Genomic DNA, 15,137 nt, shown 5'->3' with positions numbered 1-15,137 from the left:
TCCTGGCTGGCCGGCTGCCGTCGGCTCCACCGCCGTTACGAACGCAAGGCCGAGCACTTCCTCGCCTTCGTCGGCATAGCCGCAGCCCTCATCTGTCACCGCCGCCTCACCAAATGAAACGACGCCTTAAGGGATCGCACGGCCTGGTGTGGAGGCCGGGGGTCCCTTAGTCGCAGACTTGCGCGTCGCGCGTCACGCGGCGTTGCGGATGGCGGAGATCTCGAACGTGAGCTTGATCTTGTCGCTGACGAGGACGCCGCCCGTCTCCAGCGCCGCGTTCCAGGTCAGGCCCCACTCCGAGCGCAGCAGCTCCGCCTTGCCCTCGAAGCCGACGCGCTCGTTGCCGAAGGGGTCCTTCGCGGCGCCGTTGAATTCGAGGTCGATGTTGATGGGCCGGGTGACGCCCTTGATGGTGAGGTCACCGGTGATGCGGTAGTCCGTGCCACCCAGCGCCTCGACGCTCGTGGAGCGGAACGTCATCAGCGGGAACTGCTCGGCGTCGAAGAAGTCGGCGCTGCGGAGGTGCCCGTCGCGGTCGGCGTTGCCGGTGTCGATGGACGCGATCTTGACGTCGATGGACGCGCTGGAGGCCGCCGGATTGGCGCCGTCCAGGTGCAGGGTGCCCTCGTACTCGGTGAAGGCGCCCCGGACGTTGGTGACCATCGCGTGGCGAGCGGTGAAGCCGATGCTGCTGTGGGACGGGTCGATCGTGTACGTCCCGGTCAGGGCGGTCAGGCCCGGGTCCACGGGGGTGGCGGCGGGCGCGGTGGCGGTGCTGGTGCGGCTGAAGAGACCCATGATGACGTGCTCCTTCGACTTGGTTTAATCTTCAACAACACTGACTGTAACCCCATTCCGTTCGGATTTCCACAACTTCGGAGAGGTGTCGGAACCCGCCCTGTGCGGCAGCCCGCCTCCGGCAACGTCTACGAACCGACCGACACCGTGAAGCGGCGCGGGTTGCCGTCGTGGGCGGCGCCTGAGACGTCGGGCCGGCCGTCCGGGCGGACGTCGTCGTACGGGAAGGCGTAGCCGATGGGCGTGTTGGCGTGGACCACGCGGGAGAAGTGGTTGGTCGAGGGGTCGCGGTAGTAGTCGGAGGGCGCCGGGCCGTTCGGCTGGTCGGGGTGGGTGAGCAGGGTCGTACGGTTGAAGCCGGCCGCGAGGCGGGCGAGCAGGGCCTTGCGGTCGTCGGAGTCGGCGGGGTTGTTGGCGAACGGCCCGTGGTTGCAGGTGAAGACGTCCTTGGAGGTGGGCCGGGTGAAGCGGTGGCCGCCGCTGAAGGTCAGGACGTCACCGCTGACCCGGCCGACGCGCACGCCCCGGCCGCCCTGGAGGTCGATGCGCGGGTCGGTGGTGCGGTACTTCTGCCAGACGCGGTCGATGTAGCCGGTGAAGGCGTTGCGGAAGGGCATCTGGTCGGGGCGGTCGAAGTACGGCGCCATGAGGTTCTGCGGCGAGATCACCCGGAGCACCGAGCCGTTCGAGGCACGGATGACCAGCTTGTCCCACGGCTGGCCGTCCCGGGCGGCCTGGGCGACCAGCCCGTCGGCGATCCGCTGGAGGGCGCCCGGGGGCAGCGGGGCGACGGTGTGGGTGGCGTCGCCGGTGAGGGTGAGGCCGATGGGGAGGGCGGTCACCAGGTCGACGTAGCTGATGTTGGCGTACAGCTGCTGCGGATTGAACGTGAACTCGGCGAACGACCAGACGCGGCCGTAGTTCGGGTCGGCGGGTGTCGCGAAGGCGGGCTCGACCAGGGCGGGGCCGGGGTTGAGGAAGAAGTCCAGCGTGCTGTCGCGGACGAAGTAGACACGGCCCCGTACATCTGAGGCAGCGCCAGGATCACCGGTCCCGCGCCCGCCGGGCGGAGCGGTATCGCGCAGTCGACGGGGAGCGGGGTCATGGGGGCGGCGGGGGACTCGGGGCGGTGGACGCCGCCGCCCGGGCGCAGCAGCACCCAGCGGCCGGTGCCCTGCTCCCGCCCGGTGACGTAGGCGCGGACGGTACCCGGCAAACTGCGGTTGACCAGGGCGAGTTCACAGGTGGCGGGCGCGGCTTGCGCCCTGCTGCCGAACGCGGCCGCGGTGGCGACGGCCGCCGCGCCGGAGAGGAAGGCGCGGCGGGGCAGGGGTGAGGGCACGGGTGAGGACAGGGGGGATGCCATGGGTGCACTCCTGGTGTGGGGGAGGAGCGGTGGGGGTGCGGCCCACTCTGGCGCTGCCCGCGGCGAGGGGTCAATGCATCTGACTGAGAGCGCTCTCACCTTTTTCTCCCTCGCGCCGCGGCGGCTCGTATGTTCACCGCCGACGAGTGCATGGGAAGAAGTCGGGGAATTCCGCTGAGGATTTGACCGCGAGGTGGCCGTGGCGCGCTTCACGCGCCGTGGCGGAATCAAGAATTCCGGATTGCGCGACTGGTGCGGTGTCGGTCCCCCATCCTCACGATGAGCCATGGCCGACTGATGCGCACTTCACCGGCGTCTTATGCTGTCCGGGCCAAAGACCGAGCCGGCCAGGGGAAGTTGCCGGCAAGCATGAGGAGTGCTCGTTCCTTGAGACCAAGAAACCGACAGCACTTCGGAGCGTCACGCGCGAGCGTGTACGGACCGGGGGAAATCAGCCAGAGAGTGGCTATAGGGGGAACCGGCGGGGGAGCAGGGGGGCTGGCCGCGATACGGGCGCTGTGTCTGAGCCTGTTCCTGGCCCTCATCGTGGGGCTCATCGGCTCCGCTCCCGCCGTGGCGGTGGAGCCGGCGGGCACCGCCGCCGTCAGTGAGCAGACGGAAGAGCAGGAGTACATTCCGGCCACCGACCGCGGCCGGGTGCTCCAGCTGTGGAAGGCCGGCGGACCGGGGGTCAAGGCGGCCGCCGAAGTGGCCCTGTCGGGCCCCGACGCCGAGGTGAAGCGGTTCCTGGAGCACGAGAACGCCATCGCGCAGCTCAGCGACGACCGGGTGGCCACCGTGCAGGTGTTCTCCGCGGGCGGGCGGGCCGTGCGCGCGGCCGCGGAGCAGGCGCTGGCCGGGACGCCCGAGCAGCTGGACGCCTTCCTGAAGGACGGCTGGAAGGCCCCGCTGGAGCAGGACCAGCGGGTGCGGGCCACGCAGATCATCTCCGCCGGCGGACCGGGGGTGAAGGCAGCCGGCACCAAGGCCCTCAACGGCACCATCGAGGACGTACGCGCGTTCATCGCGCAGGGCCAGTACACCGCCCGGGACTCCGACGACCGGGTCATGACCGTCCAGATCATGAGCACCGGCGGGCCCGCCGTGCGCGAGGCCGCCGGGGCCGCGCTCAACGGCTCCATGCACGACATCCGTGAGTTCCTGGAGGTCGGCCAGCACATCGCGCGCGCCCGCGACCAGGAACTGGCCACCGTCGCCGAACTGGCCGCCCTCGCCACCGAGGCCGGCCGCCAGGCGAAGGTAGAGACCGAGGCCGCCAAGGAGGCGTCGGACCGCGCGATCGCCGCCACGAAGCTCGCCAAGCAGGCCGCCGAGACGGCCGCGGCCGAGACCGAGGCGGCCAGGAGCGACGCGGTCAAGGCGTCCAACGCCGCGGGCCGCGCGGCCGACGCCGCCAACGGTGCCGCGAAGGCCGCCCAGCAGGCCATCACCTCCGCGCGGGCCGCCAACACCTCCGCCCGTATCGCCGCCAACGCCGCCTCCCAGGCCGCGTCCGCCGCCGCTGCCGCGGCCCAGGCGGCATCCCGCGCGCGCAGTGCCGCCGCCGACGCGGCGACCGACGCCACCAAGGCGTCCGCCGCCCGCAAGGCCGCCGAGGACGCCCGTAAGGCCGCGCAAGGAGCCAAGAAGGCGGCCCAGGCCGCCGAGTACGCGGGCACCGCGGCCACCGAGGCGGGCAACGCCGCCAAGGCCGCCGCCAGCGCCGGAGTCAACGCCAACGCCGCCGCGGCCGCCGCGGAGTCGGCGAGCGGGTACTCCAGTGTCTCCAGCGCCCAGGCCCAGCGCGCCAAGGCGGCCGCCGCCGAGGCGCGCCGCCACGCCGCCAACGCCACCGCCGCCGCCAACCGCGCGACGTCCCTCGCCGCCCAGGCCGCCAAGGCCGCCTACGAGGCCCGCGACGCCGCCAACTCGGCCGCCGACCACGCCGAGAAGGCAGCCGCCGCGGCCGACGCGGCAGCGGAGCACGCCGGCGACGCGGCCACCGCCGCTGCCGAGTCGACCAAGCACGCCCAGGCGGCCAAGACCGCCGCCGACACCGCGACCGCCGCGGTCACCAAGGCCCGCAACACCTTCGACCTGGCGCGTCAGGTCGAGGCGGCTGAGCTGGCCGACCGCACCACCACCGCGATCGAGGAGGCCAAGGCCGCCAAGATCACGGTCGATGAGCGCAAGGCCGAGGCCCAGCGGGCCGCCACGCAGGCCAAGCAGCTCGACGAGGAGGCCGAGCGGCTCCGCGTCGAGGTCTCCCAGCCCGGCGTCGACGTCGCGGCCACGGCCCCCAAGGCCCGCAAGGTCGCCCTGCACATCGCCAAGACCCGGGGCCCCTGGAGCGCCACGGCGGCCGAGGTCGCCCTCGCCGGTACCGACAGCGACGTCGTGGAGTACGTGCGTACCGGCCTGAAGCTGGCCGAGCAGCACGACGAGACCGACCGCGTCGCCCGCCTGGCCTGGGACTCCGAGTACCCCGCGGTCCAGACGGCCGCGCAGAGCGCGCTCGGCGGCGACGCCGCCGCGATCAGCGCCTTCCTGCGCACCGGCCAGCACCAGGCGGCGGCCAACGACTACCGCATCCGCGTCGTCCAGCTGATGAACGGCGCCGGACCGGAGGTCAGGAAGGACGGACAGGCCGCGCTCGACGCCGGTACGACCGAGGCGCTGCGCGACTTCGTCTCCACCGGCTACTACACGGCCCGCACCAATGACGAGCGGGTCCGCGCGGTCCAGCTGATGAACACGGGCGCACCGGAGCTCAAGGCCGCGGCCCAGGTCGCGCTGGAGGGCCCGCCGGAGCTGCTGCACGACTTCATCGAGGTCGGGCAGTACCGGGCGCAGCGCAAGGACCTGCTGACCGCGACCCATGTCTCGCGGGTCCAGCGGCTGATCGCCGGCGCCGCCAGCGTCGCCGCGACCGCCCAGCAGAACGCCGCGCTGGCCGCCAAGGTCGCCGCCGACGCCCGCAAGGCCGCCGCCGAAGCGGCCAAGTACGCCGAGCAGGCCAAGGCGTCCGCCGAGCAGGCCGGCAAGTACGCCGAACAGGCCCGCCAGTCCGCCCGGGCCGCCGAGGCGTCCGCCGCCAAGGCGGCGGAGTCCGCCAGGACCGCCCGCGCGGCCGAGGCCGACGCCCACAACGCCGCCCGCCGGGCGACCAACTCCGCGGCCCAGGCCGAGGCCTCCGCCGCGTCCGCGGCCGCCTCCGCGAGCGACGCCTGGGCGGCGGCCAACGCCGCGCGCGCCTCGGCCGAGGCCGCGGGCAAGGACTCCGCGGCCGCCCAGAAGGCGGCCAAGGACGCCCTGATCGCGGCGGTGGAGAAGAAGCAGGCCGAGGAGGCCGCCAAGCTCAAGGACGAGGAAGCCCGGCAGTTCCGCCAGGAAGTCAAGGCGTTCAACGACTGGCTGCGCGAGAGCGACGACATCGACTGGGGAGCGGTCCTCTCCGAGGGCGGTCACTTCGCGCTCGACGTCCTCGGACTGATCCCCGGCTTCGGTGAGGCCGCCGACGGCGCCAACTGCGCCTGGTACGGAGGCGAGGCCGCGTCCGGCAAGAAGGACGCCCTCGGTGACGCGGCACTGTCCTGCGGCGCCGCCATACCCGGAGTCGGGTACGGAGCCAGCGCCGTCAAGTTCGGCAAGTGGGGCGACAAGGCGTCCGGCTTCTTCAAGTCGCTCTTCGGCAAGGGCAGCAAGGCGTTCAAGAAGTGCAACAGCTTCACGCCGCAGACGCCCGTCCTGATGGGCGACGGCCGCACCAAGCCCATCAAGGACATCAGGATCGGTGACCGCGTTCTCGCCACCGACCCGGTGACGGAGCGGACCGCGTCACGTCCGGTCGACCGGGTCATGACCAGCGGGGGCCAAAAGCACCTCGTGAGCATCACGGTCGACGAGGACGGTGCCGCCGGAAACGCGGTGGGCACCTTCACGGCCACCGCCGGTCACCCCGTCTGGCTGGCCAACCGCAAGGACTGGGTCAGCGCGGAACGCGTCGTCCCCGGTGACCGGGTCCGCACTCCGGACGGCACCACGGCGACCGTGGTGGCCAGGCGGGACCAGAGCCGCGACCAGCAGGTGTTCAACCTGACGGTACGGGACATCCACACGTACTACGTGGTCGCGGGCAAGACGCCGGTCCTCGTGCACAACGCGACCTGCCCGGTCACCTTCGCCGACATGGGCGGCGACCACTTCGTGTCGCCGGGCGGTCTGGTCTACGGTCCGGACAGGAAGCACGGTCACAAGATCGACCACATCCTCGCCCACACGGTGGAGGATGCGAGCAGGCTCACGCACACCGTGTTCGTCGAGAAGAACCCGAACAAGGTGCTGGATCTGGTGGACGAGGCGTGGACCAGGAAGGGTCAGGCCATCAGGGACCCCAATGACACCTTCAAGTTCATCATCCCCATGGGAAGGACCATCGGGACGAAGGGTGAGGACCACATGCTGGTGGCGGTCGATCCCAACACCAACCTGATCCTCAGCGCCTATCCGGCCAAGAAACCGTAGGAATTCCGCAGTTAGACTTGGCCGGCACCGGGAAAAGGTGCCGGCCACGTCGCTTTTTGCGCCGGCCGGCCGGCCGGCCAGCCAACCAACCAGCCCACCAGCTCAGCCGAAAGAGGATCCGTCCGCGATGACACGTGACATGGCCCGCAGAGTGGAAAGCCTGTCCACGGACGCCACGGAAGTGACCGCGCTCGGTCAGGAAATCGACGGACGGGCCGCCGCCGGTGAATTCGCGTGGATCGGCGATCTCGGAGCGGAGATCGCCTCGCGGGCTGCCGGCGTGAAAGACAGCCAGTGGTACTACGACGTGGTCTTCGACCGCGTTCAGCGTGCCCTCGCCGCCCATCCGGGCCGGGAAAGCCTGCGCACCCTGGTGCGCCTGCCGCTTTCCCTGCGACAGGAGGACCCGCAGCGGACCAGTGCCGAACGCCGTCTGGCCGCACTCGTCGCCGGCGGCCACCGTGCCGACGACGTCGACCCGGTGGTGTTCGGCGAGGAATCCGGCCGGTACCCCCTCTCCCACGAATTCAAAGCCTGCCTGCTCCACGAACTGGTGCTCAAGGGCGCCCCGGTCGAGGAGCACGCGGGCCTGTCGTCCTTCGCCGGCGCTCTCGTCGCCGAGGGCCACCCCCTCGCCGTACTGCCCCTGACCCTGCTCCCCGCCGAGCGCGGCCTGCGCAGGCCGCCGCACGCGGCCGACTGGACCTGGGCCCTGCCCCCGTCCCCCATGGTCACCTTCGAGGGACCCGAACTCCACGCCTCACCGCAGATGCGGCAGCGCACGGCGCACGTCGACATGACCGAGATCACCGACGCGGCCTCGGCCGAGGCCATGGGCGCCGCGGTACGGCACTGGTGCGCGCAGTCCAACGGAAAGGTCGCGGCACAGGAGTTCTGGTCGCCGGACCCGGTCGCGCCCGATGACTTCCCGGCCGTCTTCGAGCGCCTTCCGCTGATCCCCTGGCGGGCCGAGGACGCCCCCGCCCGGCTGTACGCGTCGGCCTCCGACACAGTGCTGCGGGTCCTGCTGACGGCGGCGGCGCTCAGCCCCGCGTACGGCTCGGGGCTGTACGGAGCGTACGGAAGGCTCGCCGCCTGGCGCTCCCTGGGCGCCCTGGTGGGCGCCCCGGCGGACGCCCCGCTCACGGACACGGCGGAACGCGTCGAGCGGGCCCACTGGTTCCGCGCCGCCCCCGCCTCCGACTGGTTCCACGAGGTCGCCTGGGACTTCGCGGTCGTGGCCCTGCGCCCCGGTGGCCAGGAGATCGCGGTCCTGGCCGCCACCGACACCGACTGAACCGGCACCGACTGAACCGGCACCGACTGAACCGGCACCGAACCGGCACCGAACCGGCACCGAACCGGCCCGGCGGACCCGGCAGGACTGGCGCTTGGATTGAGCGAGGGGCGTTGTCGGCGCGATCGAGGAGGAAGGGGATGTGATCGAACGATCACATCCCCTTCCCAATGCGCGATTCATTGACGCTTGTGCGTTCGTGTGAGAGAAACCGGTCACCCATGTGGGGTTCCGCTTCCAGCCGCGCGCCCTTCCCCTCGGAGGTCCCTCCGCCATGCCTCCTTCCCCCTCCCGCCGCACGGTCCTCCTCGCCGCCGCCACCGCCCCCCTCGCCCTGTCCGCTGCCCCCGCTCACGCGGCCGACGCGTACGACGCGTACGACACCCTCCGCCTGACCTGGCGCGACCTCATCCTCGGCACCGGCTTCACCCCCACCGCCGAGCCGTACGCCAGCAAGCTCGCCGCCCTCGGCGCCAGCGCCAGGGACCTGCGCGCCACCATGGCCCCCACCAGCGGCTCCCTGTGGCCGGACCTGCCCTACGCTGACCCCGAACCCGACACGGACGCCGAGTCGTACACGTACTCCGGCAACCTCGGCACCAGCTTCGACCGCCTCCGCAGGATGACCGAGGCGTACGCCCAGCCCGGCACCGGACTGACCGGGGACACCGCCCTGCGCGCCGACGTGCTCACCGGCCTCGACCACCTCCACGACCAGGCGTACAACGCCTCCCGGGCCCGCTACGGCAACTGGTACCACTGGCAGATCGGCATCCCGCAGGCCCTCCTCGACATCGACGTCCTGTTGTACGACCACCTCGGCGCCGCCCGTGTCGCCGAACACACCGCCGCCGTCGACCACTTCGTCCCCGACAGCGCGGTCGCCACCTACACCGGCACCTCCACCGGCGCCAACCGCGTCGACCTGTGCCGCGTCCTCGCCCTGCGCGGCGTCATCGGCAAGGCCGCCGCCAAGCTCCAACTCGCCCGCGACGCGCTCTCACCCGTCTTCCCGTACGTCACGAAGGGCGACGGGCTCCACGCGGACGGCAGTTTCATCCAGCACACATACGTCCCGTACGCCGGTTCGTACGGCGCCGTGATGCTCGGCGGGCTCTCGCTGCTGTTCGCCCTGCTGAAGGGGTCGGCGTGGGAGGTCACGGACAGCGGCCGCCAGGTCGTCCTGGACTCGGTCGAGAAGGCGTACGCGCCCTTCCTCTTCAACGGCCTCGCCATGGACGGCGTCTCGGGGCGGGCCGTCAGCCGGGGTGTACAGAAGGCGGACACGCGCGGCATCCGGCAGGACGACCAGCTGCGCGGCCACGGGATCATGGCCGGTATCGCGCTGCTCGGGCGGAGCGCGTCAACCGCCGAGAAGGCCCGCTGGGAAGCGATGGTCAAGGGCTGGATCGCCCGCGACTACTTCTCGCCCGTCCTGACCAGCCCCGCACTCGGCGTCGCCCAGCTCGCCCGCCTTCAGGCGGTCCAGGACGGCGCGGCCTCACCGGCGCCCGAGCCCGTCGGGCACCGGCTCTTCCCCGGCATGGACCGGGCCGTCCACCGCCGCCCCGGCTGGGCGGCCGCCCTGTCCATGGCGTCGAACCGGATCACGTACTACGAGAACGGCAACGGCGAGAACCTGCGCGCCTGGCACAGCGGATCGGGAATGCTCTACTGGTGGGGCGCCGCCTTCGCCAACGGCCAGTACAGCGACGACTTCTGGCCCACCGTCGACCCCGGCCGGCTGCCCGGCACCACCGCCTCGCGCACGCCGCTCACGGACGGGGAGGGCGGGGCGTGGGGCGCGGCGCGGCCGGACGTGCGGTGGGTGGGCGGGGCGACGGACGGGACGTACGCGGCCGTGGGCCAGTACCTCAAGGGTCTGTCCTCCACCCTCCTGGCCAAGAAGTCCTGGTTCTTCCTGGACGACGCGGTCGTCTGTCTCGGGGCGGGCATCCACGGCCGGGACGGCACGGGGGTGGAGTCGGTGGTCGAGAACCGGAACCTGGGCGCGAACGGCGTGCACGCCTTCACCGTCGACGGCTCGGCCCGGTCCACGGCACTCGGCTGGAGCGCCACGCTGACGGGTGCGCGGTGGGCCCACCTCGCGGGGCACGCGGGGTACGTCTTCCCCGGCGGCGCCACGGTGAAGGCGCTGCGGCAGGCCCGGACGGGCGCGTGGTCGGACATCAACAAGGGTGCCGTGAGCACCCCGGTGACCCGCCGCTATCTGACGCTCTGGTTCGACCACGGCACGGACCCGACCTGGGCCACCTACGCGTACGTCCTGATGCCGGGCGCGACGGCCGCGCAGACCTCCGCCCGCGCCGCCGACACCGGCTGGCTCACCGTCCTCGCCAACACGAACGACCAGCAGGGCGTGCGCGTTCCGTCCCTGGGCTTCACCGGCGTCAACTTCTGGTTCGGCGGCACGGTCGGCGCGGTGACCGCGTCCGCGCCCGCGAGCGTGATGATCCGCGAGAGCGGTGACACGGCCTCCGTCTGCGTCTGCGGCCCGCTGCGGGACGGCGCCGCCATCGAGGTGACCTGGCGCCGTCCGGTGTCGGCCGTGACGTCCAAGGGCCCGTCCGTACAGGTGATCTCGACCGGTTCGGCGCTCACCCTGCGGGTCGCACCCGGCACGCTGGGGGCGGTCCACAAGGCGGTGGTCCAGCTGGGATAGCCCGCGCGTGTCATGCCCACTGCGATCCCCCTCCGGGAGGTTTCCGTGACAGTGCCACCGAACGCGCCCCGCTGGTCCCGCCGCCGCTTCCTCGCCGCCACCTCCACCGCAGCCCTGGGACTCGCCCTGCCCGCTCACGCATCAGCCGCCTCCGACGACTTCGAGACGCTACGGCTCCGCTGGCTCGGCCTCCAGCTGGGCACCGGCTACGACCCGGCCGCCGAACCGTACGCCTCCCGCCTCGCCGAGACGGGCGACCTCGCCGCCCGCTTCCGCACCTCCATGGCCCCCACCGACGCCTCCCTGTGGCCCGGCCACGCCTTCACCCCGCCCTCCGGGATCACCCACAGCTACCACCGCCTGTGGACCATGACCCAGGCGTACGCCCAGCGGGGCACCGGCCACACCGGCGACGCCGCCCTCCTCGCCGACATCCTGCGCGGCCTGGACCACCTCTCCGCCCGCGTCTACAACGCGTCCACCACCCGCTACGGCAACTGGTGGGAGTGGCAGATCGGCAGCCCCCGCCTCCTGATGGACATCACCGCCACGCTGTACGAGGAGGCGGGCCCCGCCCGTATCGAGGCCGCGTGCGCCGCCGTCGACCACTTCATCCCCGACGCGATGCTCCGTGACTACAGCGGTACGTCGACCGGCGCCAACCGCGTCGACCTGTGCCGGTCCGTCGCACTGCGCGGGGTGCTCGGCCGCAGCCCCGCCAAGCTCGCCCTCGCCCGCGACGCGCTCTCGCCGGTCTTCCCGTACGTCACCTCCGGCGACGGGCTCTACGCCGACGGGTCGTTCGTCCAGCACACCTGGGTGGCCTACTCCGGTACGTACGGACAGGTCGTGCTCGACGGCCTCGGACGGCTGTTCGCCCTGCTCGCCGGTTCCCCGTGGGCGGTCACCGACCCCCACCGGCAGATCGTCCTCGACAGCGTCGAGCACGCGTACGCGCCACTGCTCTACAACGGCCTGATGATGGACAGCGTCAACGGCCGGGCCATCAGCCGGGGCATCCTGCGCAACGACCCGCGCGGCACCATGCGCAGCGACCACGTCCACGGCCAGGGCATCATCGCCGCCATCGCCCTCCTCGCGGGCGGCGCCTCGGCCGAGGAGCGCGACCGGTGGCACGCGCGCGTGAAGGGCTGGATCGAGCGCGACACGGTCACCCCGGTCCTCACCGCCGCCCAGTTCGGCGTCGCGGACCTCGCCCGGCTGCACGCGGTCGCCGCCTCACCCGTCCCGGCCGCGCCCGAACCGGTCGCGCACAAGCTGTTCGCGTCCATGGACCGGGCCGTGCACCGGCGCCCCGGCTGGGCCGCCAACATCTCCATGGCCTCGAACCGGATCTCCTACTACGAGTGCGGCAACGGCGAGAACCCGCGCGGCTGGCACACCGGGGCCGGAATGCTCTACTGGTGGGCCCCCGGCACGGACGACCAGTACACCGACTGGTTCTGGCCGACCGTCGACTTCTACCGGCTGCCCGGCACCACCGTGTCCACGAAGCGGCTGCCGGACCGGGCCGGCGGCGAATGGGGTGTGCCCAAGCCGGACGTGCGCTGGGTCGGGGGAGTGACGGACGGTGAGTTCGCCGCCATCGGGCAGCATCTGCGGGGCCTCGGCTCCACCCTGGAGGCCCGCAAGTCCTGGTTCTGCGCGGACGACGCGGTGATCTGCCTGGGCGCGGGCATCACCTGCTCCGACGGGGTGCCCGTCGAGACGGTCGTCGACAACCGGAACCTGGGGGAGGCGGGCACGCGGCGGCTCACCACCGGACCCGGCGCGCGCTGGGCGCACCTCGAAGGCCACGGCGGCTGGGTGCTGCTGGGCGGCACGGGGACGGCGCTGCGCACCCTGCGGGAGGACCGCACCGGCGCCTGGCGCGACATCAACACCACGTCCACCACCGAACGCCGTACACGCCGCTACCAGACCCTCTGGCTCGACCACGGCTCCGATCCGGTGAACGCGTCCTACGCCTACCTGGTGATGCCGGGCGCCTCGCGCCGGACCGTCGCCGCCCGCGCGTACGACCCCGGCCGGCTGGAGATCCTCGACAACAGCGCCGCCCGCCAAGCCGTCGCCGTCCCCTCGCTCGGCCTGACCGCCGCGAACTTCTGGCAGCCCGGTACGGCGGGGCCGCTCACCACGAGCGCGCCGGCGAGCGTGCTCGTACGCAGGCAAGGCCGTACGGTGACGCTCTGCGTCAGCGAGCCGCCGCGCACCGGGCAGCCCCTGGAGGTCACCTGGCACCACCCGGCCCGCCACGTCCTCGCCCACGACCCGTCCGTCGAGGTCCTCGCCACCGGCCGTACGCTGAGGCTGCGCATCGCGCCGGGCACGGCGGGCGCGGGCCACCGCTGCACGGTGAGCCTCTGAGGGCGTTGTCGTAACCCAACAAATCCTAGGGGCCCCCGGCTGGCACTTCGCCTGCACCGCGACACAGTTCTGTCCAGGGCTCACAGCAGATACGGCGCGAGACTGTGCAGAGTCAACGGCGGGATTTCCTTGGTCGGCTCCGTAGGGTCGATGCATGACCGTTGTGGACGAAACCCAGGGCGAGCCGACCGACGCCCGTGGGCGTGTGGCCGAGCTGCACGCCCTGCGCGAGGAGGCCCTGCGCGGCCCGAGTGACCGAGCGACCGAGGCGCAGCACGCCAAGGGCAAGCTGACGGCCCGGGAGCGCATCGAGCTGCTGCTCGACCCGGGCTCCTTCCACGAGGTGGAGCAGCTGCGGCGGCACCGGGCGACCGGCTTCGGCCTGGAGAACAAGAAGCCGTACACCGACGGTGTCATCACCGGCTGGGGCACGGTCGAGGGCCGCACGGTCTTCCTCTACGCGCACGACTTCCGGATCTTCGGCGGCGCGCTGGGCGAGGCCCACGCCACCAAGATCCACAAGATCATGGACATGGCCATCGCGGCCGGTGCGCCGCTGGTGTCGCTCAACGACGGCGCGGGCGCCCGTATCCAGGAGGGCGTCAGCGCGCTCGCCGGCTACGGCGGCATCTTCCAGCGCAACACGCGCGCCTCGGGTGTCATCCCGCAGATCAGCGTGATGCTCGGCCCGTGCGCGGGCGGCGCGGCCTACTCCCCGGCGCTGACCGACTTCGTGTTCATGGTCCGTGAGACCTCGCAGATGTTCATCACCGGCCCGGACGTCGTCAAGGCGGTCACGGGTGAGGAGATCAGCCAGAACGGCCTGGGCGGCGCGGATGTGCACGCCGAGATTAGCGGCGTGGCGCACTTCGCGTACGACGACGAGGAGACCTGCATCGCGGAGGTGCGCTACCTCCTGTCGATGCTGCCCTCCAACAACCGGGAGAACCCGCCCGCCCACCCCAGCGAGGACCCGGCCGACCGCCGCTCCGACGTCCTGCTGGACCTGGTTCCGGCGGACGGCAACCGCCCGTACGACATGGCCAAGGTCATCGAGGAGCTCGTCGACGACGGCGACTACCTGGAGGTCCACGAGCGCTGGGCCCGCAACATCATCTGCGCGCTGGCGCGGCTCGACGGCCAGGTCGTCGGCATCGTCGCCAACCAGCCGCAGACGCTGGCGGGTGTGCTGGACATCGAGGCGTCCGAGAAGGCCGCGCGCTTCGTCCAGATGTGCGATGCTTTCAACATCCCCATCGTGACGCTGCTGGACGTGCCCGGCTTCCTGCCGGGCGTCGACCAGGAGCACGGCGGCATCATCCGCCACGGCGCGAAGCTGCTGTACGCGTACTGCAACGCGACGGTCCCCCGGATCTCGCTGATCCTGCGCAAGGCGTACGGCGGCGCGTACATCGTCATGGACTCCCAGTCCATCGGCGCCGACCTGACCTACGCCTGGCCGACGAACGAGATCGCCGTGATGGGCGCCGAGGGCGCCGCCAACGTCATCTTCCGCCGCCAGATCGCCGACGCCGAGGACCCGGAGGCCATGCGGGCGCGCATGGTCAAGGAGTACAAGGCCGAGCTGATGCACCCGTACTACGCCGCCGAGCGCGGCCTGGTCGATGACGTCATCGACCCCGCCGAGACCCGCGAGGTCCTCATCGCCTCCCTCGCGATGCTCCGCACCAAGCACGCCGACCTGCCGTCCCGCAAGCACGGCAACCCGCCCCAGTAACAGGAGCCCCACGTGACCGACACCAACCTGCTCCGCGTCGAAAAGGGCCACGCCGACCCCGAGGAACTGGCCGCCATCACCGCCGTCCTCCTCGCCCGCGCCAACGCCCGGCCCGCCGCCGAGCCCCGCCGCGGCCGCTCCACCGCCGGCTGGCGCCGCCTGGAGCGCACCCCCGGCTTCCGCGCCCCCCACAGCTGGCAGGGCTGACGTCCCCTCACGAAAGGGCCCCGACTCCCCAGGAGCACGGGGCCCTTCCGCGTACCCCGGCTTGTCGCGCCGCGCGCCGTGAGTGCTGGGGACCGCCACCGCGACCACGGCATGGAAAAGGCCCGCACACCGTCAG

At 72.1% G+C, this 15,137-nt stretch carries 7 protein-coding genes and 2 pseudogenes; 7 read left to right on the top strand and 2 right to left on the bottom strand.

Annotated features, from left to right (window positions below):
• Positions 1–117: pseudogene (locus QWM81_RS09615) on the top strand (IS5/IS1182 family transposase); the annotation flags it as partial.
• Positions 118–192: 75 nt separating this feature from the next.
• Here the strand turns inward: QWM81_RS09615 and QWM81_RS09610 are convergent.
• Positions 193–798, bottom strand: a complete 606-nt coding sequence (locus QWM81_RS09610; RefSeq protein ID WP_290111339.1) for a YceI family protein — start codon at positions 796–798, stop codon at positions 193–195.
• 128 nt (positions 799–926) lie between these two features.
• Positions 927–2,164: pseudogene (locus tag QWM81_RS09605) on the bottom strand (glycoside hydrolase family 64 protein).
• 462 nt (positions 2,165–2,626) lie between these two features.
• Here QWM81_RS09605 and QWM81_RS09600 point away from each other — a divergent pair.
• The 6 genes from QWM81_RS09600 (at position 2,627) to QWM81_RS09575 (ending at position 15,001) form a co-directional block, all read left to right on the top strand.
• Positions 2,627–6,688: a polymorphic toxin-type HINT domain-containing protein gene (locus tag QWM81_RS09600; protein ID WP_290111337.1), complete on the top strand. Its 4,062-nt coding sequence runs from the start codon at positions 2,627–2,629 to the stop codon at positions 6,686–6,688.
• Positions 6,689–6,815: 127 nt separating this feature from the next.
• Complete coding sequence (locus QWM81_RS09595; RefSeq protein WP_290111335.1) at positions 6,816–7,985, top strand: DUF6183 family protein; 1,170 nt, start codon at positions 6,816–6,818, stop codon at positions 7,983–7,985.
• Positions 7,986–8,259: 274 nt separating this feature from the next.
• The gene (locus tag QWM81_RS09590) at positions 8,260–10,668 is read left to right on the top strand and encodes a polysaccharide lyase 8 family protein (RefSeq protein ID WP_290111333.1); all 2,409 of its coding nucleotides are present in this window, start codon (positions 8,260–8,262) and stop codon (positions 10,666–10,668) included.
• Positions 10,669–10,680: 12 nt separating this feature from the next.
• On the top strand, positions 10,681–13,056 hold the full coding sequence (locus QWM81_RS09585) for a polysaccharide lyase 8 family protein (RefSeq protein WP_290111332.1): 2,376 nt from the start codon (positions 10,681–10,683) through the stop codon (positions 13,054–13,056).
• Between the two features lie 154 nt (positions 13,057–13,210).
• Positions 13,211–14,794, top strand: a complete 1,584-nt coding sequence (locus QWM81_RS09580; protein ID WP_290111331.1) for an acyl-CoA carboxylase subunit beta — start codon at positions 13,211–13,213, stop codon at positions 14,792–14,794.
• A gap of 12 nt (positions 14,795–14,806) precedes the next feature.
• Positions 14,807–15,001 (top strand): acyl-CoA carboxylase subunit epsilon, encoded by a 195-nt coding sequence (locus tag QWM81_RS09575; RefSeq protein ID WP_290111330.1) that lies wholly within the window; start codon positions 14,807–14,809, stop codon positions 14,999–15,001.
• The last annotated feature ends 136 nt before the right edge of the window (positions 15,002–15,137 follow it).

It is taken from the genome of Streptomyces ficellus, from assembly GCF_030406405.1.
Lineage (GTDB): Bacteria > Actinomycetota > Actinomycetes > Streptomycetales > Streptomycetaceae > Streptomyces > Streptomyces ficellus_B.
This window is presented reverse-complemented; position numbering and strand designations above follow the sequence as displayed.

Excerpts from the sequence above, each read along its gene's own strand:
- QWM81_RS09610 (WP_290111339.1), bottom strand. The coding sequence starts at position 798 with ATGGGTCTCTTCAGCCGCACCAGCACCGCCACCGCGCCCGCCGCCACC.
- QWM81_RS09595 (WP_290111335.1), top strand. The coding sequence starts at position 6,816 with ATGACACGTGACATGGCCCGCAGAGTGGAAAGCCTGTCCACGGACGCC.
- QWM81_RS09590 (WP_290111333.1), top strand. The coding sequence starts at position 8,260 with ATGCCTCCTTCCCCCTCCCGCCGCACGGTCCTCCTCGCCGCCGCCACC.
- QWM81_RS09585 (WP_290111332.1), top strand. The coding sequence starts at position 10,681 with ATGCCCACTGCGATCCCCCTCCGGGAGGTTTCCGTGACAGTGCCACCG.
- QWM81_RS09580 (WP_290111331.1), top strand. The coding sequence starts at position 13,211 with ATGACCGTTGTGGACGAAACCCAGGGCGAGCCGACCGACGCCCGTGGG.